This is a genomic window from Mesorhizobium sp. M1307 (assembly GCF_040318155.1).
Classification (GTDB): domain Bacteria; phylum Pseudomonadota; class Alphaproteobacteria; order Rhizobiales; family Rhizobiaceae; genus Mesorhizobium.
In genome coordinates, this window is the sequence record NZ_JAMYLR010000044.1 from 1 (window position 1) to 19849 (window position 19849).

The following is a 19849-nucleotide window of genomic DNA, read 5'->3' on the forward strand; positions in this document are numbered from 1 at the left end:
GCTGAGGGAGGGCGGCTACCCTCTCTCAGCGTTCCTTTCTGACCCATTCGGCAGCGAAAGTCATAAGACAAGCAATTCCAGGAAAAGTGTGAAGCGGTTTTCCGTCCGGAATTGCGCAAAAACAAAGAGATAGAGCGGTTCGGCGTTTCCGTGAACGATGAACCACTCTAGCCATTGTTGTAGGGGAAGAGCTTGAAATACGGCTGCGCTTCCTCGATCACACGGGCAACCGAGGGGCGTTGCAGCAACCGGTCGTGATAGCGCCTGACCGCAGGATATTCGTCTCCGAACGGCTCGACCTTGTTGGCGTAGAACAGCGCGGGGGCGGCAGCGCAGTCGGCCATGGTGAAGCTCGCACCCACCGCCCATGTCGTCGACTGCATGTCCTGTTCAATGATGGCGTAGGAGCTGCGCAGCTGGGCGCGGGCCTGCTCGACGCCGAACGGATCGGTCTTGCCCTCCGGCCGCAGCCGGTCACCAACGATCTTCTGCATCGGTTCCTGGACATAGAAGTCATAGAAGCGGTCGGCAAGCCGGGTCTGGCGAGCGAGATCGAGATCGGCGGGGATCAGTTCGACCGGCCCAGGATAATACGCGTTGAGATATTCGATGACGATCGTCGATTCCGGCACGGTCCGGTCCAGCGCTTCATCGCGCAGCACCGGCATCTTGCCGAGCGGCCACAATTTCAGAAACGCCGCGCGCGACTGTTCATTGCCGAGATCGACAACGACCGATGTGAATGGCGTGCCGTTCTCATAGAGCGCGATCAGCGGTTTCCAGCAGAAGGAGGCCAGCGGATGAAGATGCATCGTCAGGGACATTTTTGCTCCTATCTTTGGTGCTTCGTCTCGCGGGCATCCGGTGTCAAGGTTCGGCCCGCTGCTACGTGGCCCGGCTGTGGGCGACGATCGCATCGATGATCGCGGCCCAATCGTCGGGATGCAGCTCGTGGCCGCCGCCCTCGATCCGGACCAGTCTTGCACCGGCGACCGCGTCGGCAAGAGCGGCGCCATGCTCGGCTGGAAAGATCGGATCGTCGGTGCCGTGGACAACGAGGAGCGGAATCTTCATCTCGTGCAGCCGCCCCGTCCAGTCCTCGCCGCTCCGATCTTCGCCGCCCTTGAGCATGAAGTGATTGGTCGCGCTGAGAAAGCCGCCGGACCGGTCGTAGTCCTGTTCCACGAAAAATGCGACGTATCGATGCCCAAGGGCGAGCTGCTGATCACCGTCAGCGAAGTGACACGCGACGGGTATTTCAACGCAACGAGCTGCGCGATCATGCCGCCCATCGACATGCCGACCACGTGCGCCTTTCGGATTCCCTGGTCGTCAAGGACGCGGACGGCATCGTCCACCATGTCGTCGAATGTATAAGGCGGCTCGCCCGGCGCGTATTTGGTCGAACGGCCGGTATCGCGATTGTCATAGCGGATCACGAAGCGACCCTCGCCGGCCAGCTTCCGGCAAAACGCTTCGGGCCACCAAAGCATGGAAGCCATCGCGCCCATGATCAACAACACCGCCGGATGGGCCGGATCGCCGAACGTCTGGGATGCGATTTCGGGGTGTTCGGCGTTTTTCATGGCTTTCCTCCTTGGGCTTCCAATCCGATTGCATTTTGCAATCAGTTGCACGATATTAAAACCGATACGATAATGCAACCGGTTTTTGGAGATTCGCATGAACATCGATCGTCGGTCCGGATGCCCCATCAACCTGTCGCTCGAAGTGTTCGGTGACCGGTGGAGCCTGATCATCCTTCGCGACATCATCTTCGGCGGCAGACGCCACTTTCGCGAACTGCTCAACGGCTCGATGGAGGGCATCGCCTCCAACATCCTCGCCGACCGGCTGAAGCGGCTGATGGAGCTCGGCATGCTGACCAAGGCGGACGATCCCTCCCACAAACAAAAGGCGATCTACAGCCTGACCGAAATGGCGATTACGCTGGTGCCGATCCTGGCGCATCTCGGCGCCTGGGGCCGCGTCTGGCTGCCGGTCAGCGAAGAGCTCTCTATCCGTGCCGAGCTTCTGGAAAAAGGCGGCCCGCCGATGTGGGATAAGTTCATGAACGAGTTGCGCCACGAGCATCTGGGTGCGTCTCCCGCCCCATCTGGACCCACCGTCCGCGCGACTTTGCAGGCCGGATACGATGCGGTAGTCGCCCGCAAGGCGGAGCGAGTTGGCTGCGATCCGGCGCCATGACCAACTTATTTTCCCAATTGCGGGCTGGCTCTGCTATCAAGGGACTGAAGATAATTTACGGATTGGATAACGCTCTTGGTCGAGAACTCTAAGGACACTGCCCGTGCGCGGGCCGATTTGCGTTTCAAGAAACAGGAAGAGGCAGCCACGGTTCGCCAGAAGGCGATGGCGGAATATGTCGCCGAGAGCGACGCTCGCCAAGCCAAGACCAACAAGCTGCGGGCGCTGCGCCTCGCCAAGGAAGCGGAAGACCTGGCCAATGCGCCTCCGGCCCCGGTGAAGAAGCCTCGCGCCAAGAAGAAATAGGCCGGCGCTTCCAGAATGCATGCTTCCTTTCGCACGCGAAACAGTTCACTCGGAGTCTGTTCTGCCGGTTGATAACTGGCGCGTTTAGGAGACGGCCATGACCGCACTGACGCTCGACAAAGCCCTTGAAATCATCGCCGCCGCCTTTGCCAAGGGTGCCGAGCTCAAGCTCAGGCCGCTTGGCGTCTCGGTGCTCGACGCCGGCGCCCATCTGGTCGCGTTCCAGCGTCAGGACGGCGCCTCGTTCCTGCGTCCGCAAATGTCGGCCGGCAAGGCCTATGGCGCGCTCGCTATCGGAATGGGCTCGCGCCGGGTGGAAGCTTTCGCCAAGGAGCGCCCGCATCTGATCGCCGGCGTCTCCGACGTGTCGGGCGGGCGCGTCCTGCCGGTCGTCGGCGGCGTGCTGATCCGTGACAACGCCGGCACGATCATCGGCGCCATCGGTATTTCCGGCGACACGTCCGACAATGATGAAACGGCAGCCATCGCCGGTGTCGAGGCGGCTGGCTTCTCCGCTGACCCGGGCTGAGTCGGGATCCTTAACTCATATTGATGTCGCGGGTGGCCGACCGCATCGACACCGAAAAGCCGGCCAGCACGTCGATCAGCGCTATGACCATCAGTGTGAAGAAAACGGAATGGGCGGCGCCCTTCACCAGCAGGAACTCGACCAGATAGGCCACAAAGACGAAGGTCGACAAAAGATGGTCCATGATCGAGGCATTTGTCGTGCGCGTCGACTTCACCACTTCGACGAACAAGAAGATCAGTGCGATCAGCACGATGAGGTCGCCGAGGGTCATCGAGAACACGCCACCCGACATCATCCGGACCGAAAACACTTCGGTGGCCCACGGATCGTCGCCGCTGCCGAATATTCCCAGAAGCCCGAGATTGTAGAGGATGAAAGGCACGATCAGCAGCGGGATGGCACCGAACATGTGGCGGCTCCGGTTGGACTGATCTTTGTAGAGTGCGCCCGGCGTTCGCCGTCAAGAATTTTCGTGCGGCCGATAAACAAGGACAAAGACGGCGTGAAACAACAATGTCAGGCCCGGCTGATACGATCAGTTGTCGCAAACGCAAAAAGACCGGCCAATGGCCGGTCGTTTCGCAACCCATAAACCGTCGAAAGCTCTCTCAGCTTTCCTTCGGCTCCAGAACCTGGCGACCGCGATACATGCCGGTCTTCAGGTCGATATGGTGCGGACGGCGCATCTCGCCGGAGTTCTTGTCCTCGACATAGGTCGGGGCCTTCAGTGCGTCGGCAGAACGGCGCATGCCGCGCTTCGACGGAGAGGTTTTTCGTTTCGGAACGGCCATGGATATGCTCCACTACATGGTCAAAACGCCCCGGCGGCCCTCGTGAAAGGGCCACATCAGGGGCCGGAATCTGAGAAAGTCGGGTGCCTATACACGCCCGACGGCGTTTTGGCCAGCGTCGCCGTGTTTTTTTTTGACACTATCGCAGGCAACCGACATAGGCGCCGGCGCGGCCGGCGCGCCGTTCGATCAACGCGGCAAGCCGCCTCAGTCCCGGCCCGGGCTTCGCCGGATTGCGCACGATCGGATTCGGCAAGGTGACGGCAAGCAGCGCTGCCTGCCGGCGCGACAGCTGTTTTGCCGAGACGCCGAAATGATGCTGGGCGGCGGCCTCGATACCGTAGATGCCCGGTCCCCATTCGGCGATGTTGAGGTAGATCTCCATGATCCGCCGTTTCGACAGCACCGCATCGAAATAGACGGCCAGCGGCAGTTCCACGACCTTACGGACCGAGCCCAACGGCCGCGACCATAGATAAAGATTCTTTACCGTCTGCATGGTGATGGTCGAGGCGCCACGTGTCATCTCGCCGGCGAGCGCATCGTCGACGACGCCGCGCAACTCGCCCAGATCGACGCCGCGATGGAAACAGAACTGCCCGTCCTCCGACATGATGACCGAATATGCCAGCACCGGCGCCACATCGTCGATGGAAACCCAGCGCCGATCGTAGCCAGAAAACGTCGCCAGGTCCTTCAGCATCAATGTCGACACCGGATGCACGAATGTCGGCAGGTACAGGAAGGTGAGCACCACCGGCACCAGCGCCAGCACGACGGCGACGGCGATGCCGCGCCGGACCCAGCGTTGAAGACCGATGCGGCTGCCGCGTCTCGGTCTCGCCATGTCCAACCCTTCGGTTTCGTGATCGACGATCGGTTCCGCCAAGCCACCCAGTCCGCGCTACTCCCTGCCCCCGGCATAATGGCGCTTGGCTTCTTGCGCAACGTCTGAGTGTCGGCTACCGCTCCCGACCATGACGAAAGACGACCAAATGGCGTTCGAAGCTGCACTTATTGCCCGGGCAGTTCCGCTCGAGGCGCTGCTGAGGCGGTTGCTCGACGGACGGACGCTTTCGGGCGAGGTCGCGCGGCCCGAACGCCTGATGGCGGCAATGCGACATGGCGTGCTGAACGGCGGCAAACGACTGCGTCCCTTCCTGGTCATGGAAAGTGCTGCACTGTTTTCAGCCGACGGCGAGGCGGCGCTGCGCGTCGCGGCGGCGCTCGAATGCGTGCACTGCTATTCGCTCATCCATGACGATCTGCCGGCCATGGACGACGATGATTTGCGCCGCGGCCAGCCGACCGTGCACAGGGCTTTCGATGAGGCAACCGCCATTCTTGCGGGCGACGCCTTGCTGACACTTGCCTTCGACATCCTTGCCGACGAGGCGACAATGCTGCCGGCCGAGCGCAGGGCAACGCTGGTGCTGGCACTGGCCCGCGCCGCCGGGGCGGGAAGCATGGTCGGCGGCCAGATGCTCGATCTCGAAGCCGAACAAAGCCGGCCGGACGAGGCCGGCATCATCCGGCTTCAGGCGATGAAAACCGGTGCGCTGATCCGCTTTGCCTGCGAAGCGGGCGCTATCCTTGCCGGCGCGCCGTCGGGCGACCGCGAACGGCTGGCCGAGTTCGGCTCGGCGATCGGGCTTGCCTTTCAGCTTGCCGACGATCTGCTCGACCTGACCGCCGACGCGCATCAGATGGGCAAGGCGACCGGCAAGGATGCCGCGGCCGGCAAGGCGACGCTGGTCGCGCTGCACGGACCGGACTGGGCGCGGGGCCAGCTCCATGGCCTCGTTGACCAGGCTCATGCGTTGCTCGAACCTTTTGGCGAGCAAGCTGCGCTTCTGAAACAAGCGGCGCAGTTCGTAGCGGCCCGCAACAATTAAGCGCGCCCCTATGGCGCGCCGAAGAATTGGCGACTGATCGGCCGGACGCCCTCGCAACCGGCCGATCGGGATCATTTCCGGCGATGTCGGACCACATGGACCCGCCACACCAGTTGCCGAGCCATTCTTCAGCCTCGCGGCAGGGTTCCGCGGCTCGGGTGGACAGCGGTCAGCCTTCGCCAGTTGTCTTTTCCACCACGGGCTGCGGAACCGGTTCCATCTCGGCCGCCGCCTCGACCGCCTGCGCCTCGGCCGGCTTGCGCCGGTTGCGGATGAAGGCGGCGATGCGGTCGCGGATTTCGCCGGCGCTGAGGAACACCGGAACGCGCGCCACCGGCGCGGTCGGCTCAAAGGACAGGCCAAGGCCGGTGATCCTGCCCTTGTCGTCGACGTCGCGGACGATCAGCTCGATCGGACCGAGCAGCACGCGGTCGGCGTATTCGGCGTGGCCGCCGAGCCGGGTAGTGACCAGGTCGCCAATGCTGAGCTTGCGTTCCGCTTCGGTCAGGCCCGGCGCGTAGGCGGTCTCCAGTTCCTCGGCGGGGCGTGACGGATCGACGGCGAAGGCCCCGAAGAAATCCGCGTCCTCGGGATCGACCACGGCACGGCTGGCGAACAGCTTGTCGAGCAGGCGCGGATAGCGGTCCGGCACGAAGATGTAGACATGGTCGCCGGTCGCGAGCCGGCCCATATCCTGGAAGCGCATCGAGCGTCCGTCGCGCAGCACCAGCGACGGCCGCGCCCAGCGCGGAATGCGTTCGCCGCGCGCCACCGGGCTGCCAGGTGCCACGCGGTAGGCGAGAAGCTCATGATGGGCGGAGCCCGGCAGTTCCAATTCGACCTTGTCGAGCGGTCCCAGGCGGGCCGGCACGATAAGGCCGAGACGGCGCGCCAGCGGCCCGACGGTCCATCCCTGGATGATCAGCGAGACCAGCACGATGATGAAGGCGGTGTTGAAGATGAGGCGGCCGTTCTCAAGACCGCCGAGCAGCGGCGTGATGGCAAGCAGGATCGACACGGCACCACGCAGGCCAACCCACGAGACGAAGGCGACTTCCGGGCGTGGCAGACGGAACGGCACCAGGCAGAGCCAGACGGCGATTGGCCGTGCCACAAATACCAGGAACAGGCCGAGCAGCACTGCCGGCACTAGGATCGCCGGAAATTGCGAAGGCGTCGCGAACAGGCCGAGGATCAGGAACATGATGATCTGCGCCAGCCACGACATGCCGTCCTGGAAGCGCTTGAGGATGGTGACGGCCCGGATATCGGAATTGCCGGCAATCAGGCCTGCGAGATAGACCGCCAGGAAGCCGGAGCCGCCGACGGCACCGGCGGCAGCAAACACCATAAGCGACAGCGTCAGCACGAAGATCGGCAGCAGGCCGTGATCGAGATTGAGGCGATCGACAAGGCGCACGATGGCCATGCCGCCGAGAATGCCGATGACCGCGCCGAGCCCCATATTGACAAGGAAGCCGACGGCAAGATCGGTGACCAGCACCTTGGCCTCGGGGTGGGTATTGGCGGCGATGACCTCGACCAGCGTGATGGTCAGGAAGATGGCGATCGGGTCATTTGTGCCGGATTCCACCTCGAGCGTGGACCGCACGCGCTCGCGCAAATTAATCTCGCCGGCGCGCAGCAGGAAGAACACCGCCGCGGCGTCGGTCGAGGCGACGGCGGCACCGAGCAGGAAGGATTCCAGCCAGGTCAGGTCGAGCAGATAATAGGCGGCGGCGCCGAAGAGCCCGGTGGTCAAAAGGACGCCGAATGTGGCCAGCGACAGCGCCGGCCCGGCCGCCTGCCGCAAGGCGTTGAGCGGCGTGCCGAAGCCGGAATCGAAAAGGATGACCGCCAGCGCCAATGAGCCGGCAAAATAAGCAACTCGGGCATTGTCGAAATGGATGCCGAGACCGTCGGTTCCGGTGGCGAGGCCGATGCAGAGAAACAGCAGCAGGAGAGGGGCGCCGAAACGGAAGGCGATCAGGCTTGAAAACGCGGCGGCAACGACAAGTGCTGCGCCAACGAGCGTCACAAGATAGATACCATGCTCCATTCGTTGGTCGCCCCTAGTCGATATGCTCCGGCATCACGGGAGAGTGGGGCGAAGACATGGCCGCTGCAAGGCAGCAGCGTGGCTTTTTGCCCCACGCTGCCGATCGTCGAAAGTTTTGGCACCCCCGAGCAGCGGAGCGTGCCTCGGCGGTTCGTGCTGCAATGAAAACGCCCGGACTGAGCCGGGCGTCTCCAGGTCGAGAAGCTGGCTCTGCGATCAGGCGATGGTCTTGCCGAAGGCGACGGCGGTATCGCCCATGCGGTTGGAAAAGCCCCACTCATTGTCGTACCACGACAGCACCGAAACGAAGTTGCCGTCCATGACCTTGGTCTGGTCGAGCGCCACGATCGAGGAATGCGGATCATGGTTGAAGTCGATCGAAACATTGGGGTGACGGGTAACGGCGAGGATGCCCTTCAGCTTGCCGTTCGAGGCGGCGATCACCGCGTCATTGATCTCCTGGACGGTGGTCGGCCGCTTGGCGATGAACTTGAAATCGACGAGCGAGACGTTCGGGGTCGGCACGCGGATGGAGATGCCGTCGAGCTTGCCCTTGAGTTCGGGCAGTACCAGGCCGATGGCCTTGGCAGCACCGGTCGAGGTCGGAATCTGCGACAGCGCGGCGGCGCGGGCGCGGTAGAGGTCCTTGTGCATGGTGTCCAGCGTCGGCTGGTCGCCGGTGTAGGAATGGATCGTCGTCATCATGCCCTTCTCGATGCCGACCGCCTCATTCAGCACGGCCGCCAGCGGCGCCAGGCAGTTGGTGGTGCAGGAGGCGTTCGAGATGACGATGTGGTCCTTGGTCAGCTTGTCGTGATTGATGCCATAGACGACGGTGAGATCGGCGCCCTCTGCCGGAGCGGAGACGAGAACGCGCTTGGCACCGGCGGTCAGATGGGCGACGGCCTTGTCGCGGGCGGTGAAGATGCCGGTGCATTCGAGCGCGATGTCGATGCCAAGCTCCTTCCAGGGCAGTTGCGTCGGATCCTTGATCGCGGTGACCTTGAATTTTTCCTTGCCGACGATGATCTGGTCGCCGTCAACCGTCACCTCATGCGGAAAGCGGCCATGCACGCTGTCGAAGCGCAGCAGATGCGCGTTGGTCTCGACCGGGCCGAGATCGTTGACCGCGACGACGTCGATATCCTTGCGGCCGGATTCATGGATGGCGCGCAGGATGTTGCGGCCGATGCGGCCGAATCCGTTGATGGCAACTCTGACGGTCATTGTTCTCTCCCTGGGAGTTGGAGGCCGAAGATCAAGTCCGCAGCTTCATAACGGCGGACGGGCAAAGAATCCAGCCGCCGAGGCGTGGATTTAAATCGATTAGTGCTCCACCGCCCGGCAAAACCGCTATGCCAGTCTTTGCCGGGCGGGGCTCACTTTCATTTGCCATGTAGACGGGCTTCCGCCGCCTTCACCGTTGCCTCGGCTGTGATGCCGAAATGCGGGTAGAGCTGTTCGATGGTGCCGGAGGCGCCGAAGCCGGTCATGCCGACAAAGATGCCGTCGGTGCCGATGAAGTGATCCCAGCCCTGACGGATGCCGGCTTCGATGGCAATCTTGAGCGGCGCATTGCCGATCGTCCTGCTGCGGTAGTCGGCGCTCTGCTTGTCGAACAATTCGAAACACGGCACCGAGACGACGCGGGTCGCGTGGCCGTGCTTTTCCAAGGCCTCGCGGGCAGCCAGCGCGATCTCGACCTCGGAGCCCGAAGCGAAGATCGTCACCGCCGCCTCGCCACTGGCGGCGGCAAGTTCATAGGCGCCGCGGCTGGAGAGGTTTTCCGCAACGAAGTCGTTGCGTACCGTCGGCAGGTTCTGCCGGGTCAGCGCCAATGTCGAAGGCGTCTTTTCCGACTCAATGGCCAACTGCCAGCATTCCGCGGTTTCCACCGCGTCGGCCGGGCGGAAGACATTGTGGTTCGGAATGGCGCGAAGTGCTGCCAGATGCTCGACCGGCTGATGGGTCGGGCCGTCTTCGCCAAGGCCGATGGAATCATGGGTCATGACGAAGATCGAGCGGATGCCCATCAGCGAAGCAAGCCGCATCGCCGGACGGGCATAATCGGAAAAGCACATGAAAGTGCCGCCATAGGCGATAATGCCGCCATGCAGCGTCAGCCCGTTGAGCGCGGCCGCCATGCCGTGCTCGCGAACGCCGTAGTGGACATAGCGCTGGCCGTAATCGTCGGCAGTGATGTTCTTGGTCTGGCTGGTCTTGGTGTTGTTGGAGCCAGTCAAATCGGCCGAGCCGCCGATGGTTTCGGGCAAGGCGCCGTTGATGACCTCCAGCGCCATTTCCGACGATTTGCGGGTGGCGACCTTCGGCTTGTCGGCGGCGAGCTTCTTCTTGTAATCGCCAATGACAGCGTCGAAGTTGGCCGGCAGCGTGCCAGCGATGCGGCGTTCGAACTCTGCGCGCAAGTTAGCATCGGCCTTGGCAAGCCGGCCTTCCCAGTCGGTGCGCGCCTTTACGCCGGTCCGGCCGGCGGTACACCATGCATCGAGGATATCGGCCGGAAGCTCGAAGGGAGGATAATCCCAGCCGAAGAATTTTCTGGCGCCGGCGATTTCCTCGGCGCCGAGCGGCGAGCCGTGCGCCTTGTTGGTGCCGGCCTTGGTCGGCGCGCCGAAGCCGATCGTCGTCTTACAGGCGATCATCGTCGGCTTGTCGGAGTGGCGGGCGGCTTCGATGGCATAGGCGATCGCTTCGGGATCCCGGCCGTCGATATGGCTGGCGTTCCAGCCGGACGCCTGGAAGCGGGCGACCTGGTCGGTGTTGTCGGCCAGCGACACCGGGCCATCGATCGAGATGTTGTTGTTATCCCAGAAGACGATCAGCTTGTTCAGCTTCAGATGTCCGGCAAGCGCGATGGCTTCCTGGGACACGCCTTCCATCAGGCAGCCGTCACCGGCCAGCACATAGGTGTAGTGGTCGACGAGGTCGTTGCCGAAAGCGGCATTCATGATGCGCTCGCCGAGCGCGAAGCCGACCGAATTGGCGAGGCCCTGGCCGAGTGGGCCGGTCGTCGTCTCGATGCCGGCGGCATGGCCGTATTCCGGGTGGCCCGCGGTCCTCGACCCCAATTGGCGGAACTGCTTGATCTGGTCGATGGTGATGTCTTCGTAGCCGGTCAGATAGAGCAGCGAGTAAAGCAGCATCGAGCCGTGGCCGGCCGACAGGATAAAGCGGTCGCGGTCCGGCCAATGCGGGTTCTTCGGATCGTATTTGAGAAAGCGGGTGAACAGCACCGTGGCGATGTCGGCGCAGCCCATGGGCAATCCGGGATGGCCGGAGTTTGCCTTCTCCACAGCGTCCATGGCGAGAAAACGGATCGCATTGGCCATCCGGTCATGTTGTTCGCGCGAGGTCATGCTTCCTCCAAAATGGGGGTTTGGGCCTTGGGAAAGCCCTTGAAAAGGGTGCGCGACACATAGCAGGCGCGGCCTTTTAGTCAACAAATCGGTGTGCTTTTGCCGGTCTTGTGATGGCCATGCGCGACTTACATTAGCGTTAGCAGGGGACAGTCGCGACAGCTTTATTGACGTGCGGTTCACACGACGCGTAATGTTTCAGGGATAACGCGTTCTGAACGTGGATGATTCGGTGATGGGCAGGGCGCAGGACGAAAGCCATGACCGGGGAAACGACCCTCAAAGAAGTCATTGCCAGGCTGGGTAAGGCCATCGAAGGGCTGGAAAACGCCGTCGCGGCCAAGCTCGAGCACGAGCGGGACTATTCGGAAGCCGAGGCCGAAGTGCAGCGGATGAACGCCGACCGCTCGCGGCTGGCGCAGGAGCTCGACAATTCCGAGGCCCGCGCCGAACGGCTGGAAGATGCCAACAAGGAAGTGTCGCGAAGGCTGGTGACAGCCATGGAAACCATCCGCGCGGTACTGGACAGGTAGGCCAATGGCACAAGTCACGGTTTCCATCGACGGCAAGCAGTATCGGATGGCCTGCGACGAGGGCCAGGAAGAGCATCTGATCGATCTTGCCGAGCGCTTCGACCGCTATGTCTCGCATCTGAAGGATTCCTTTGGCGAGATCGGCGACCAGCGGCTGACCGTGATGGCCGGCATCATGGTCATGGACGAGCTTTCGGAACTGCAAAAGCGGGTCAAGGGCATGGAAAGCGAAGTGCTGACGCTGCGCAAGACGCGCGACGACGCACTGACCAAGGCCGACAAGAACGATTCCGTGCTGACCGGGGCGCTCGGCGCACTGGCCCAGCGCATGGAAGACCTGGCGGCGACGCTGGCAGTGAACAAGGCCTGAACCAGCGCAGCGAAAAATCCTGCTGCATTTGCCGAGAAGCAATGAAAATATTTCGCCGCCGGCCTTGATGCCGGCGCAACAGGCGTTTGAAGGATGACGCCGGAGTGATAGAAAGGCAAAAGCAGCGCCGGGCAACGCCGGCTGCGATCTGCACGCACAGGGTAAGGGACACGTCATGAGCCTTCGCATCAACGATATCGCACCGGACTTCACCGCTGAGACCACGCAAGGACCGATCAGCTTCCATGAATGGATCGGCGACGGCTGGGCAGTATTGTTCAGCCATCCGAAGAACTTTACGCCGGTTTGCACGACCGAACTCGGCACGATGGCCGGGCTCGAAGGCGAGTTCAGGAAGCGCAACGTCAAGATCATCGGCATCTCGGTCGATCCTGTCGAAAGCCATGGAAAGTGGCAGAACGACATCAAGACCGCGACCGGCCATTCGGTGAACTACCCGCTGATCGGCGACAAGGATCTCAAGGTCGCCAAGCTTTACGAGATGCTGCCGGCGGGTGCCGGCGAGAGCTCGGAAGGCCGCACGCCCGCCGACAATGCCACGGTGCGTTCGGTTTACGTCATCGGGCCCGACAAGAAGATCAAGCTGGTTCTCACCTATCCGATGACGACCGGCCGCAACTTCGACGAAATCCTGCGCGCCATCGATTCCATGCAGCTGACCGCCAAGCACCAGGTGGCGACGCCGGCGAACTGGAAGCAGGGCGAGGACGTCATCATCACCGCTGCCGTCTCGAATGAGGATGCCATCAAGCGCTTCGGCGCCTTTGAGACGATCCTGCCATATCTCAGGAAAACCAAGCAGCCTTCTGCCTGAGCAGGCAGAGGCGGCACAGAGAGTTTTGGTTTTCCTGGCCGTGTGAGCATGGGGTGCTTGAGGATGCCTGGTTGACGGACAACCATGCCTTTAATTTGCCGTGGCAGAGAAAATCCTTCCTGCCGTGGTGAGGGGCGAAGGAGGCTGGATTGGACGCATTATCGGCCAGGTCGCAGGTCACCGGCTTCTATGACAAGCCGAGCGGGTCCGTCCAGTATGTGGTCGCCGACATGGCGACCCGCAAATGCGCCATCATCGATCCGGTGCTCGACTTCGACGAAAGGTCCGGTACAACGGCAACGAAAAACGCCGACGCCCTGCTCGACTTCGTCAGGGAAAGCGGGCTGGAGGTCGAGTGGATCCTCGACACGCATCCGCATGCCGATCATTTCTCCGCCGCCCATTATCTGAGGGGGAGAACCGGAGCGCCGACGGCAATCGGCGAAAAGGTCATCGACGTCCAGAAATTGTGGAAGGTGATCTACAACTGGCCGGAATTCCCCGCCGACGGTTCGCAATGGGACAGGCTGTTCGCCGACGGCGCAACTTTTTCGGTCGGCGGCCTTCCGGCAAGAGTGCTGTTCTCGCCGGGCCATACGCTGGCTTCGATCACTTACGTCATCGGCGACGCCGCCTTCATCCACGACACGCTGTTCATACCGGACAGCGGCACCGCCAGGACGGACTTTCCCGGCGGCAGTGCCGAGCGGCTCTGGCACTCGATCGAGGACATCCTGGCGCTGCCGGACGAGACACGTCTGTTCGTCGGTCACGACTACCAGCCGGGCGGTCGCGAAGCGCGGTGGGAAAGCACGGTCGCGGAGCAGAAAGCCGGCAACATCCATGTTGCCGGCTGCAAGGCGGAAGCCGACTTCGTCGCGCTCCGCCAGGCCCGCGACAGGACGTTGCCGATGCCGCGGCTGATCCTGCACGCGCTGCAGGTGAACATGAATGGCGGACGCCTGCCGGAACCGGAATCCAACGGGCGGCGCTATCTGAAATTTCCGCTCGATTGCCTGTGAGGAGATGGGTCGCTGGCACTACAATGCCATTCAGACTCGGCGCCCCCCTCATCGTTCCGCGAGGGTCATCCAAGCTATTGATCCTGATTCGATTTTTGCGATGTTTGAATCCGAGAGGTCCATGCGGGAAGACGGTGGCGGCAGCCGGATGAGGAGCAGCGCAGACGCCAGCCAGTCCAGCGTCAGGGTTTTGTTCGGCGGGCTAAATGTTCATACGTGATTTGCCAAGGATCGCTCTCGGAAGATCTTTCCTCGCCGATCCAATGGAAGCTGGTGGCAGTGATCTCAGTGAAACGCCATCGAGTTTGCAGACCGCGCGAGTCATTGCCGAGCTGGACAATGTCCTTACCCTCGGCCCGCCCGATCTGGCGCGAGTGATCCCGGTTGAGCGGGTCGTTCCATATGATATGCCAGCCATCGATCCCAGGGTCGAAGATGCGCAAGGTCGTACCATACATCGTCGACGGCGCAGGGCGCTTGGGCCTGATCCAAACGTCCTGAATCGCGCGGCCTTCGAGCACCCAGCCAAAATGGCATTCGCCATCCCATTTCTGGATTGTGCCGTCGTCGAGGTAGTGGACCGAGTCCATTTCCCAGCTTCCAATTAGCCATCCATACAGGGCCATGTCTTTCGCTCGGTCGGCTGGCGGACCTTCGGATCCGAGAGCGGCCAGAAACGGAGAAATGGTCATCGTCACACTGCCTTTCGTTTTCAATAAACGAGCTCAACTGCCCGGCGCAGCCCCGGCGGCTCGTTGTCGCGCCGCCTGCCGCGAGCGCCGGGTTGTGGAATGCCGCGGTCGGCGCCGCAACATTGCCGCCACAGCTTGCAGTCTTGCGGTTTTCAGGGCTTGGGGAAAATTGCGGTAATGCCGCTATCGATGCGATCGTCTGGGGGCTACTGAGCAGTTATAGCGGCGGATCGGACATCCGCGAAGGCGCCGCGGAACCGGCAACCCGCTAATGCATGTCGCGCAAAAGTGTGCAGCGGTTTTGCGATAACGACATGCATAAAAACAAGACTCTAAAGCGCGTCGCACAAGGCCGGCCGAACGCGACGCGCTTTAGAAAAAAACGGCGGCGCCAGTTACCTGACGCCGCCGTTATTTGTTTCTACCGGAAGGCCTTACGCCGCCGGCTGCGCCTCGATGGTGCGCAGCGCCTGCGTCTGGCGCTTGGCTGCGGCCTTGACCGCGTCCTGCACCTTCTCGAAGGCGCGCACCTCGATCTGGCGCACGCGCTCGCGGCTGATATCGAACTCGGCCGACAGCTCTTCAAGCGTCAACGGCTCATCGGCGAGGCGGCGCGCCTCGAAGATGCGGCGTTCGCGGTCGTTGAGCACGGCAAGAGCGCCCGACAGCATGCCGCGCCGGTTTTCCAACTCGTCCTGCTCGATCAGCATCTCTTCCTGGCTTTCGTGGTCGTCGACCAGCCAGTCCTGCCATTCGCCGGACTCGCCTTCACTGGCCCGGATGGGCGCATTGAGCGAGGCGTCGCCCGACAGACGACGGTTCATCGACACGACTTCCGCTTCCGAGACGTTCAGCCGGGTGGCAATCTCGGTGATCTGATCGGGCTTCAAATCGCCTTCGTCGAGCGCCTGGATCTTGCCCTTCACCTTGCGCAGGTTGAAGAACAGGCGCTTCTGGTTGGCGGTGGTGCCCATCTTGACCAGGCTCCACGAGCGCAGGATGTATTCCTGGATCGAGGCCTTGATCCACCACATCGCATAGGTGGCGAGACGGAAACCGCGCTCCGGTTCGAATTTCTTGACGGCCTGCATCAGGCCGACATTGCCTTCCGAGATCACCTCACCGATCGGCAGGCCATAGCCGCGATAGCCCATGGCGATCTTGGCGACGAGCCGAAGGTGGCTGGTGACGAGCTTGTGCGCAGCCGTGGTGTCCTCATGCTCGGCATAGCGCTTGGCGAGCATGTACTCTTCCTGCGGCTGAAGCATCGGAAAGCGGCGGATTTCTTCCAGGTAGCGGCTGAGACCGCCTTCGCCGGAAACGATACTGGGTAATGACTGGGCCATGATAGCGCCCCCTCTCTATTGGAGTGATGCCCCCGAAACGCGGCGGGCATGTGGCGCGAATGCCAAAGGCACATTCGCACCAACCGACATATATAGGAACAAAACCAGAAAGACAGGCATTTGTTCAACACGAAACAGTGTGTCACGTTGAAGTGAACAGCGCCGGTCAGGTTTTCAGGTGGTTGGTTCAGAGCTTGCGGAAGCCGTCGACGAGTTCCTCCATGTCCCACGGTATCGGTGCTTCGAACCTCATCGTTAGATGGGTATCCGGATGCCGAAATGCAAGGAGGCGGGCGTGCAAAGCTTGTCGCGGAAACGTTTTTACCTTGCTTCTTAGCGGCTCGGGCAACCGATTGGCCTTGGTGCGGAAAGCCTGGCCGTATTCGGGGTCGCCAATCACCGGATGGCCGATATGGGCCATGTGGACGCGTATCTGGTGAGTGCGACCGGTTTCCAGCCGGCATTCGACTAGGCTCGCCGTGGCGAATTCCTGCTGCTGCTCGCCAAAGCGCTCAACGACGGTGAAATGCGTGACGGCGTGGCGCGCATCGTCGCGGCCTTGCGGCACCACGGCGCGGCGTACCCGGTCGGCGGCGCGGCCGAGCGGCGCGTCGACCGTCCCGGTCGGCCTTGCCGGTATGCCCCAGACCAACGCCAGATACGCGCGCTCGAGATCGCCGGTCAGGCCGTGGTCGGCAAAGGCCTCCGACAACGCCTTGTGGGCGCGATCGGTCTTGGCGACGACCATGACGCCACTGGTCTCCTTGTCGAGGCGGTGGACGATGCCCGGCCGTCTCACCCCGCCGATGCCCGACAGGCTGTCGCCGCAATGATGGATCAGCGCGTTGACCAGCGTGCCGGTCCAGTTGCCGGCGCCGGGATGCACGACCAGCCCGGCCGGCTTGTTGATGACGATCAACTCGCTGTCCTCGTAGAGGACGTCCAGCGCAATATCTTCGCCTTGCGGCGCCGCCGGTTCCGGCTCCGGCACGTCGACCGACACGCTGTCACCTTGTGCCATCTTGCGCTTCGTTTCGTCGACCTGCCTGCCGCCGATCCTGACCGCGCCCTGCTTTATCAGCATCTGTACCCGGCTGCGCGACATGTCGGGGCCGAGCCTAGCCGCCAGCCATTGGTCGAGCCGCTGGCCGGCCGCATCGGCGCCCGCCTCCAGCACGATCGGTCCGGCCCCTATTAATTGTCTGACCTCTTCGTTATGAGCGCTCATCGAAAACAGTTCCGGAATCTGCTGCCATGGCCCGGCCGCTTGCCGACGAAGACGAGGAAAAGCCGCTCGACCCCGAGGTCGAAAAGGTGCGGAGGAAGCTCGTCCGCTTCGTCGCCATCAATCTCGGCCTGCTGTTCCTCGCCCTTATGGTGGTGATAGCAGCACTTGTCTACAAAGCGCGCAACGCGCCGCCTGCCGCCCCTCCGCTAAGCAGCGACATCCAGGTGCCGATCGGCGAAACGGTCAACGGCGACATCGTGCTGCCGGTCGGCGCCAGGGTGATCAGCCAATCGCTGTCCGGCAATCACCTGTCGATCGACGCCGAGCTGCCCGACGGCAGCCGCGCCATCTTCGTTTATGACATCACCGAGCGCCGCATCGTCGGGCGTTTTTCGATCAGGAACAAATGACCGGTTTTGCCGAACACCGCAGCATTGCCACGGTCGCGCTTGTCGTCGCAAATTATGACGAGGCGATCTCGTGGTATGTCGACCGGCTGGGTTTTGTCCTCACCGAAGATGTCGATCTCGGCGGCGGCAAACGCTGGGTCACGATCACGCCGGGCAACGGGCAGGGCGCGCGGCTGCTTCTCGCCGAGGCATCCGGCGATGCGCAAAAGCACGCCGTCGGCAACCAGACCGGCGGGCGGGTCTTTTTGTTCCTCGAAACCGACGATTTTGCCCGTGACCATGCGTTGATGCTCGAAAAGGGCGTCGAATTCCGCGAGGCGCCCCGGCACGAGACCTATGGCACTGTGGCGGTTTTCGCCGATCTCTATGGAAATCTCTGGGACCTGATCGAGCCAAAACGCTAGGCTTGCAGCGGATATTTCACCGGCGCGATCGGCAGCCGTAAGCCTAGTTGCTTTTTCCCAGCCGTCAGCCTATATCGCCGGTTCTTGAACGCGCCCATCGTCTAGCGGTCAGGACACCGCCCTCTCACGGCGGGAACAGGGGTTCGATTCCCCTTGGGCGTACCAAGTCTCTCCAAGCTCTCGGCAAACCATCAATCCGATCCATCGCCTTGAGTCGCGGCGGGTTTGGCTCATTGCCGCTTCTGGCGCAGCGGAGCCGATTGCATTAGCATTGCATCGTGGGTCTTGAGGCACAGCGTTAGCGGCGCGCAGAACGTCGCGCTGAACAGGGCAGTCGATGCCACGCGGGGAGGAGCCAGATACAGAAACTACAATCGCAAGGCGTCCATCACGCTGGTCGGCACTGCCTGGAGCCGACCTGAGCTACAGCTGCCGGCGGCGGATCGTTTTGGCGAGCTCGGCGAAGGCGCCTCTCCCTCGAAGGGTGGATGCCGGGAAGGCCCTTAGCACCGGCCAGCGAAGCTGCGCGCGACGCGCATGGCTGGGCTCTAAACGCGCCATACTTTAGTTGCAGTATCGTAGCTTCTTTGCCGTTCGAATTTCTCTCGGTCATGGCTTCGCACGATACCAAGATATGCTGCGAACGACACATCCACGGCGGGGCTCAACCATTCGATCTATTCCGGCAAGCCGAAAAGTGTTTGCGCGCCTGCTATTCCTCCGAGCGGATGACTGCCCATGGCGATCATCCGCTCGGTAGTTTCTGCCTCGAACACTGTCGACGCGAGCACCGTCCGTCCCAACGGCTTGCACAGCCCTTCGATGCGGCTGACAAGATTTACAGCCTTGCCGATCGCGGTGAAGTCCAACCTGCCGGCAGTGCCGATATTCCCCCAGAGTATCTCGCCGACATGCAGGCCAATGCCATATCCGAGCTCAGGGCCGCCATTGCGGCGCCGAGTTTGGTTGAGATGATCTATCCCGGCGCGCGTGGCCTTCACGGCGCGTACCGCAGCGTCACATGCGGCATTTGCATCGCGCTCGCCAATCGGGAAAATCGCGAGGACGCCATCACCTATAAACTTGAGAACCTCACCACCAAATGCGTGCACCGCGCCGGCGACGCAATCGAACCAGGCATCAAGTACCAATACGATCTCGTCTGCATCATGAACCTCGGATAGATCGGTGAAACCTCGAAGGTCCGCGCACAGAAGCGCAGCCCGTATCGTCTCTCCCTTTAATCGACGAGAATGACCGTTGAGCACATGTGCTGCACTGCGCTTTCCCAAATATGCTTCGAGCAATGCGCGTTTCGCGGACCGTTCTGCGAGTGCGGTCATCGGAGCCGCAGCAAACCGGGAGATTTGCCGCAGCAGCTCTGACTGCGCCTCATCCGGAGTATGATCGAACGCCCACACCAAAGTCGGTGCGACACCGCCCGCTCGCTCGTCGAACACGATCGCCCGCGTTGTGCCAAGCCACTCCCGCAGCACGAGCCGGGGATCGGCATTCTGGCGGTCGGCGCCTATCCCCAAACCCTCGACCACTTCACCCCCAGACGCTCGCCAGAGCCAGATACGGCGTGAAATGATTGGGTCGGGAGCATCCTGCGCCAGCGCGCCGGCGATGATCGGCAAGCCGTCTTCCAGCAAATGCGTTGAGAGCTGCAATAGAAGTCGCCCACCGTCGCCAATATGCGCGGCGTCGTCCAGAAGGAATGAAAGCGACTTTGCGAGAAGCATCGGTAGAAGGTCACTCGGCTCCGGCTTATGCTTACGCCTCGAACATCTTCTTGCAACTCCCCATATTCGCTTCAATCATGCACGGCATTCGATGCG

The 19849-nt window shown here is 62.2% G+C and carries 21 protein-coding genes, 1 tRNA gene and 1 pseudogene; 11 read left to right on the forward strand and 12 right to left on the reverse strand.

Translation table 11 applies throughout. The annotated features are described in order from the left end of the window. Window positions 1-167: 167 nt before the first annotated feature. Window positions 168-824, reverse strand: coding sequence for a glutathione S-transferase family protein (locus NKH16_RS29085; protein WP_352613487.1), 657 nt, complete (start codon window positions 822-824; stop codon window positions 168-170). A gap of 61 nt (window positions 825-885) precedes the next feature. Beyond that, window positions 886-1586: pseudogene (locus NKH16_RS29090) on the reverse strand (alpha/beta fold hydrolase). Between the two features lie 97 nt (window positions 1587-1683). Here NKH16_RS29090 and NKH16_RS29095 point away from each other — a divergent pair. From NKH16_RS29095 to NKH16_RS29105, 3 genes are all read left to right on the forward strand, one after another. Further along, on the forward strand, window positions 1684-2208 hold the full coding sequence (locus NKH16_RS29095; protein ID WP_352451127.1) for a winged helix-turn-helix transcriptional regulator: 525 nt from the start codon (window positions 1684-1686) through the stop codon (window positions 2206-2208). Window positions 2209-2283: 75 nt separating this feature from the next. Beyond that, window positions 2284-2514 carry a hypothetical protein gene (locus tag NKH16_RS29100; protein WP_023678501.1) on the forward strand — a complete coding sequence of 77 codons (231 nt, stop codon included), beginning with the start codon at window positions 2284-2286 and terminating at the stop codon, window positions 2512-2514. A 97-nt stretch (window positions 2515-2611) separates the two neighbouring features. Then, window positions 2612-3043 (forward strand): GlcG/HbpS family heme-binding protein, encoded by a 432-nt coding sequence (locus NKH16_RS29105; RefSeq protein WP_352451128.1) that lies wholly within the window; start codon window positions 2612-2614, stop codon window positions 3041-3043. Between the two features lie 10 nt (window positions 3044-3053). Here the strand turns inward: NKH16_RS29105 and NKH16_RS29110 are convergent, their stop codons facing one another. From NKH16_RS29110 to NKH16_RS29120, 3 genes are all read right to left on the reverse strand, one after another. After that, window positions 3054-3455 (reverse strand): hypothetical protein, encoded by a 402-nt coding sequence (locus tag NKH16_RS29110; protein WP_352749314.1) that lies wholly within the window; start codon window positions 3453-3455, stop codon window positions 3054-3056. 199 nt (window positions 3456-3654) lie between these two features. After that, window positions 3655-3837 (reverse strand): 50S ribosomal protein L32, encoded by a 183-nt coding sequence (gene rpmF, locus NKH16_RS29115; protein ID WP_006203806.1) that lies wholly within the window; start codon window positions 3835-3837, stop codon window positions 3655-3657. Window positions 3838-3976: 139 nt separating this feature from the next. Then, window positions 3977-4735 carry a biosynthetic peptidoglycan transglycosylase gene (locus NKH16_RS29120; protein ID WP_031212144.1) on the reverse strand — a complete coding sequence of 253 codons (759 nt, stop codon included), beginning with the start codon at window positions 4733-4735 and terminating at the stop codon, window positions 3977-3979. Between the two features lie 79 nt (window positions 4736-4814). Here NKH16_RS29120 and NKH16_RS29125 point away from each other — a divergent pair, with 79 nt between their 5' ends. After that, window positions 4815-5732: a polyprenyl synthetase family protein gene (locus NKH16_RS29125; RefSeq protein ID WP_352457948.1), complete on the forward strand. Its 918-nt coding sequence runs from the start codon at window positions 4815-4817 to the stop codon at window positions 5730-5732. Between the two features lie 169 nt (window positions 5733-5901). Here NKH16_RS29125 and NKH16_RS29130 read toward each other — a convergent pair whose 3' ends face one another. The 3 genes from NKH16_RS29130 to tkt all read right to left on the reverse strand — a co-directional run bounded on the left by NKH16_RS29130 (window position 5902) and on the right by tkt (window position 11168). After that, a complete protein-coding gene (locus NKH16_RS29130) occupies window positions 5902-7791 on the reverse strand; it encodes a potassium/proton antiporter (protein ID WP_352613491.1) in 1890 nt (629 codons plus the stop codon). A 216-nt stretch (window positions 7792-8007) separates the two neighbouring features. Continuing rightward, a complete protein-coding gene (gene gap, locus NKH16_RS29135; RefSeq protein ID WP_023678507.1) occupies window positions 8008-9018 on the reverse strand; it encodes a type I glyceraldehyde-3-phosphate dehydrogenase in 1011 nt (336 codons plus the stop codon). Window positions 9019-9176: 158 nt separating this feature from the next. After that, on the reverse strand, window positions 9177-11168 hold the full coding sequence (gene tkt / locus NKH16_RS29140; protein ID WP_352749311.1) for a transketolase: 1992 nt from the start codon (window positions 11166-11168) through the stop codon (window positions 9177-9179). Window positions 11169-11428: 260 nt separating this feature from the next. Between tkt and NKH16_RS29145 the strand changes: the two genes are divergently transcribed. The 4 genes from NKH16_RS29145 to NKH16_RS29160 all read left to right on the forward strand — a co-directional run bounded on the left by NKH16_RS29145 (window position 11429) and on the right by NKH16_RS29160 (window position 13928). After that, window positions 11429-11701: a DUF4164 domain-containing protein gene (locus tag NKH16_RS29145; RefSeq protein ID WP_006200774.1), complete on the forward strand. Its 273-nt coding sequence runs from the start codon at window positions 11429-11431 to the stop codon at window positions 11699-11701. 4 nt (window positions 11702-11705) lie between these two features. Continuing rightward, window positions 11706-12071 carry a cell division protein ZapA gene (locus NKH16_RS29150; RefSeq protein WP_352749309.1) on the forward strand — a complete coding sequence of 122 codons (366 nt, stop codon included), beginning with the start codon at window positions 11706-11708 and terminating at the stop codon, window positions 12069-12071. A gap of 175 nt (window positions 12072-12246) precedes the next feature. Beyond that, a complete protein-coding gene (locus NKH16_RS29155; RefSeq protein ID WP_352714312.1) occupies window positions 12247-12906 on the forward strand; it encodes a peroxiredoxin in 660 nt (219 codons plus the stop codon). A gap of 149 nt (window positions 12907-13055) precedes the next feature. Next, window positions 13056-13928, forward strand: a complete 873-nt coding sequence (locus NKH16_RS29160; protein ID WP_352749307.1) for an MBL fold metallo-hydrolase — start codon at window positions 13056-13058, stop codon at window positions 13926-13928. 182 nt (window positions 13929-14110) lie between these two features. On the opposite strand, the gene NKH16_RS29165 is transcribed toward NKH16_RS29160, so the two are convergent. The 3 genes from NKH16_RS29165 to NKH16_RS29175 all read right to left on the reverse strand — a co-directional run bounded on the left by NKH16_RS29165 (window position 14111) and on the right by NKH16_RS29175 (window position 17194). After that, a complete protein-coding gene (locus NKH16_RS29165; protein WP_031212145.1) occupies window positions 14111-14620 on the reverse strand; it encodes a hypothetical protein in 510 nt (169 codons plus the stop codon). A gap of 434 nt (window positions 14621-15054) precedes the next feature. Then, the gene (gene rpoH, locus NKH16_RS29170; RefSeq protein ID WP_023678514.1) at window positions 15055-15966 is read right to left on the reverse strand and encodes an RNA polymerase sigma factor RpoH; all 912 of its coding nucleotides are present in this window, start codon (window positions 15964-15966) and stop codon (window positions 15055-15057) included. 187 nt (window positions 15967-16153) lie between these two features. Next, complete coding sequence (locus NKH16_RS29175; RefSeq protein WP_352451133.1) at window positions 16154-17194, reverse strand: RluA family pseudouridine synthase; 1041 nt, start codon at window positions 17192-17194, stop codon at window positions 16154-16156. A 26-nt stretch (window positions 17195-17220) separates the two neighbouring features. Between NKH16_RS29175 and NKH16_RS29180 the strand changes: the two genes are divergently transcribed. From NKH16_RS29180 to NKH16_RS29190, 3 genes are all read left to right on the forward strand, one after another. Then, window positions 17221-17604, forward strand: a complete 384-nt coding sequence (locus NKH16_RS29180; protein ID WP_023678516.1) for a hypothetical protein — start codon at window positions 17221-17223, stop codon at window positions 17602-17604. After that, window positions 17601-18008, forward strand: a complete 408-nt coding sequence (locus tag NKH16_RS29185; protein ID WP_023678517.1) for a VOC family protein — start codon at window positions 17601-17603, stop codon at window positions 18006-18008. The genes NKH16_RS29180 and NKH16_RS29185 overlap by 4 nt, the downstream gene beginning before the upstream one ends. Window positions 18009-18098: 90 nt before the next feature. Beyond that, window positions 18099-18173: transfer RNA gene (locus NKH16_RS29190), tRNA-Glu, on the forward strand. Window positions 18174-18685: 512 nt separating this feature from the next. Here NKH16_RS29190 and NKH16_RS29195 read toward each other — a convergent pair. Next, window positions 18686-19753: an adenylate/guanylate cyclase domain-containing protein gene (locus tag NKH16_RS29195; RefSeq protein WP_031212146.1), complete on the reverse strand. Its 1068-nt coding sequence runs from the start codon at window positions 19751-19753 to the stop codon at window positions 18686-18688. Between the last annotated feature and the right edge of the window lie 96 nt (window positions 19754-19849).

What these genes read in the sequence shown, in the direction of transcription:
- NKH16_RS29145 (WP_006200774.1), top strand. Translation starts at nt 11,429, where the DNA reads ATGACCGGGGAAACGACCCTCAAAGAAGTCATTGCCAGGCTGGGTAAG.
- NKH16_RS29150 (WP_352749309.1), top strand. Translation starts at nt 11,706, where the DNA reads ATGGCACAAGTCACGGTTTCCATCGACGGCAAGCAGTATCGGATGGCC.
- NKH16_RS29155 (WP_352714312.1), top strand. Translation starts at nt 12,247, where the DNA reads ATGAGCCTTCGCATCAACGATATCGCACCGGACTTCACCGCTGAGACC.
- NKH16_RS29125 (WP_352457948.1), top strand. Translation starts at nt 4,815, where the DNA reads ATGACGAAAGACGACCAAATGGCGTTCGAAGCTGCACTTATTGCCCGG.
- gap (WP_023678507.1), bottom strand. Translation starts at nt 9,018, where the DNA reads ATGACCGTCAGAGTTGCCATCAACGGATTCGGCCGCATCGGCCGCAAC.
- NKH16_RS29110 (WP_352749314.1), bottom strand. Translation starts at nt 3,455, where the DNA reads ATGTTCGGTGCCATCCCGCTGCTGATCGTGCCTTTCATCCTCTACAAT.
- NKH16_RS29195 (WP_031212146.1), bottom strand. Translation starts at nt 19,753, where the DNA reads ATGCTTCTCGCAAAGTCGCTTTCATTCCTTCTGGACGACGCCGCGCAT.
- NKH16_RS29105 (WP_352451128.1), top strand. Translation starts at nt 2,612, where the DNA reads ATGACCGCACTGACGCTCGACAAAGCCCTTGAAATCATCGCCGCCGCC.
- NKH16_RS29085 (WP_352613487.1), bottom strand. Translation starts at nt 824, where the DNA reads ATGTCCCTGACGATGCATCTTCATCCGCTGGCCTCCTTCTGCTGGAAA.
- NKH16_RS29130 (WP_352613491.1), bottom strand. Translation starts at nt 7,791, where the DNA reads ATGGAGCATGGTATCTATCTTGTGACGCTCGTTGGCGCAGCACTTGTC.
- NKH16_RS29095 (WP_352451127.1), top strand. Translation starts at nt 1,684, where the DNA reads ATGAACATCGATCGTCGGTCCGGATGCCCCATCAACCTGTCGCTCGAA.
- NKH16_RS29180 (WP_023678516.1), top strand. Translation starts at nt 17,221, where the DNA reads ATGGCCCGGCCGCTTGCCGACGAAGACGAGGAAAAGCCGCTCGACCCC.
- rpoH (WP_023678514.1), bottom strand. Translation starts at nt 15,966, where the DNA reads ATGGCCCAGTCATTACCCAGTATCGTTTCCGGCGAAGGCGGTCTCAGC.
- NKH16_RS29175 (WP_352451133.1), bottom strand. Translation starts at nt 17,194, where the DNA reads ATGAGCGCTCATAACGAAGAGGTCAGACAATTAATAGGGGCCGGACCG.
- rpmF (WP_006203806.1), bottom strand. Translation starts at nt 3,837, where the DNA reads ATGGCCGTTCCGAAACGAAAAACCTCTCCGTCGAAGCGCGGCATGCGC.
- NKH16_RS29165 (WP_031212145.1), bottom strand. Translation starts at nt 14,620, where the DNA reads ATGACCATTTCTCCGTTTCTGGCCGCTCTCGGATCCGAAGGTCCGCCA.
- NKH16_RS29185 (WP_023678517.1), top strand. Translation starts at nt 17,601, where the DNA reads ATGACCGGTTTTGCCGAACACCGCAGCATTGCCACGGTCGCGCTTGTC.
- tkt (WP_352749311.1), bottom strand. Translation starts at nt 11,168, where the DNA reads ATGACCTCGCGCGAACAACATGACCGGATGGCCAATGCGATCCGTTTT.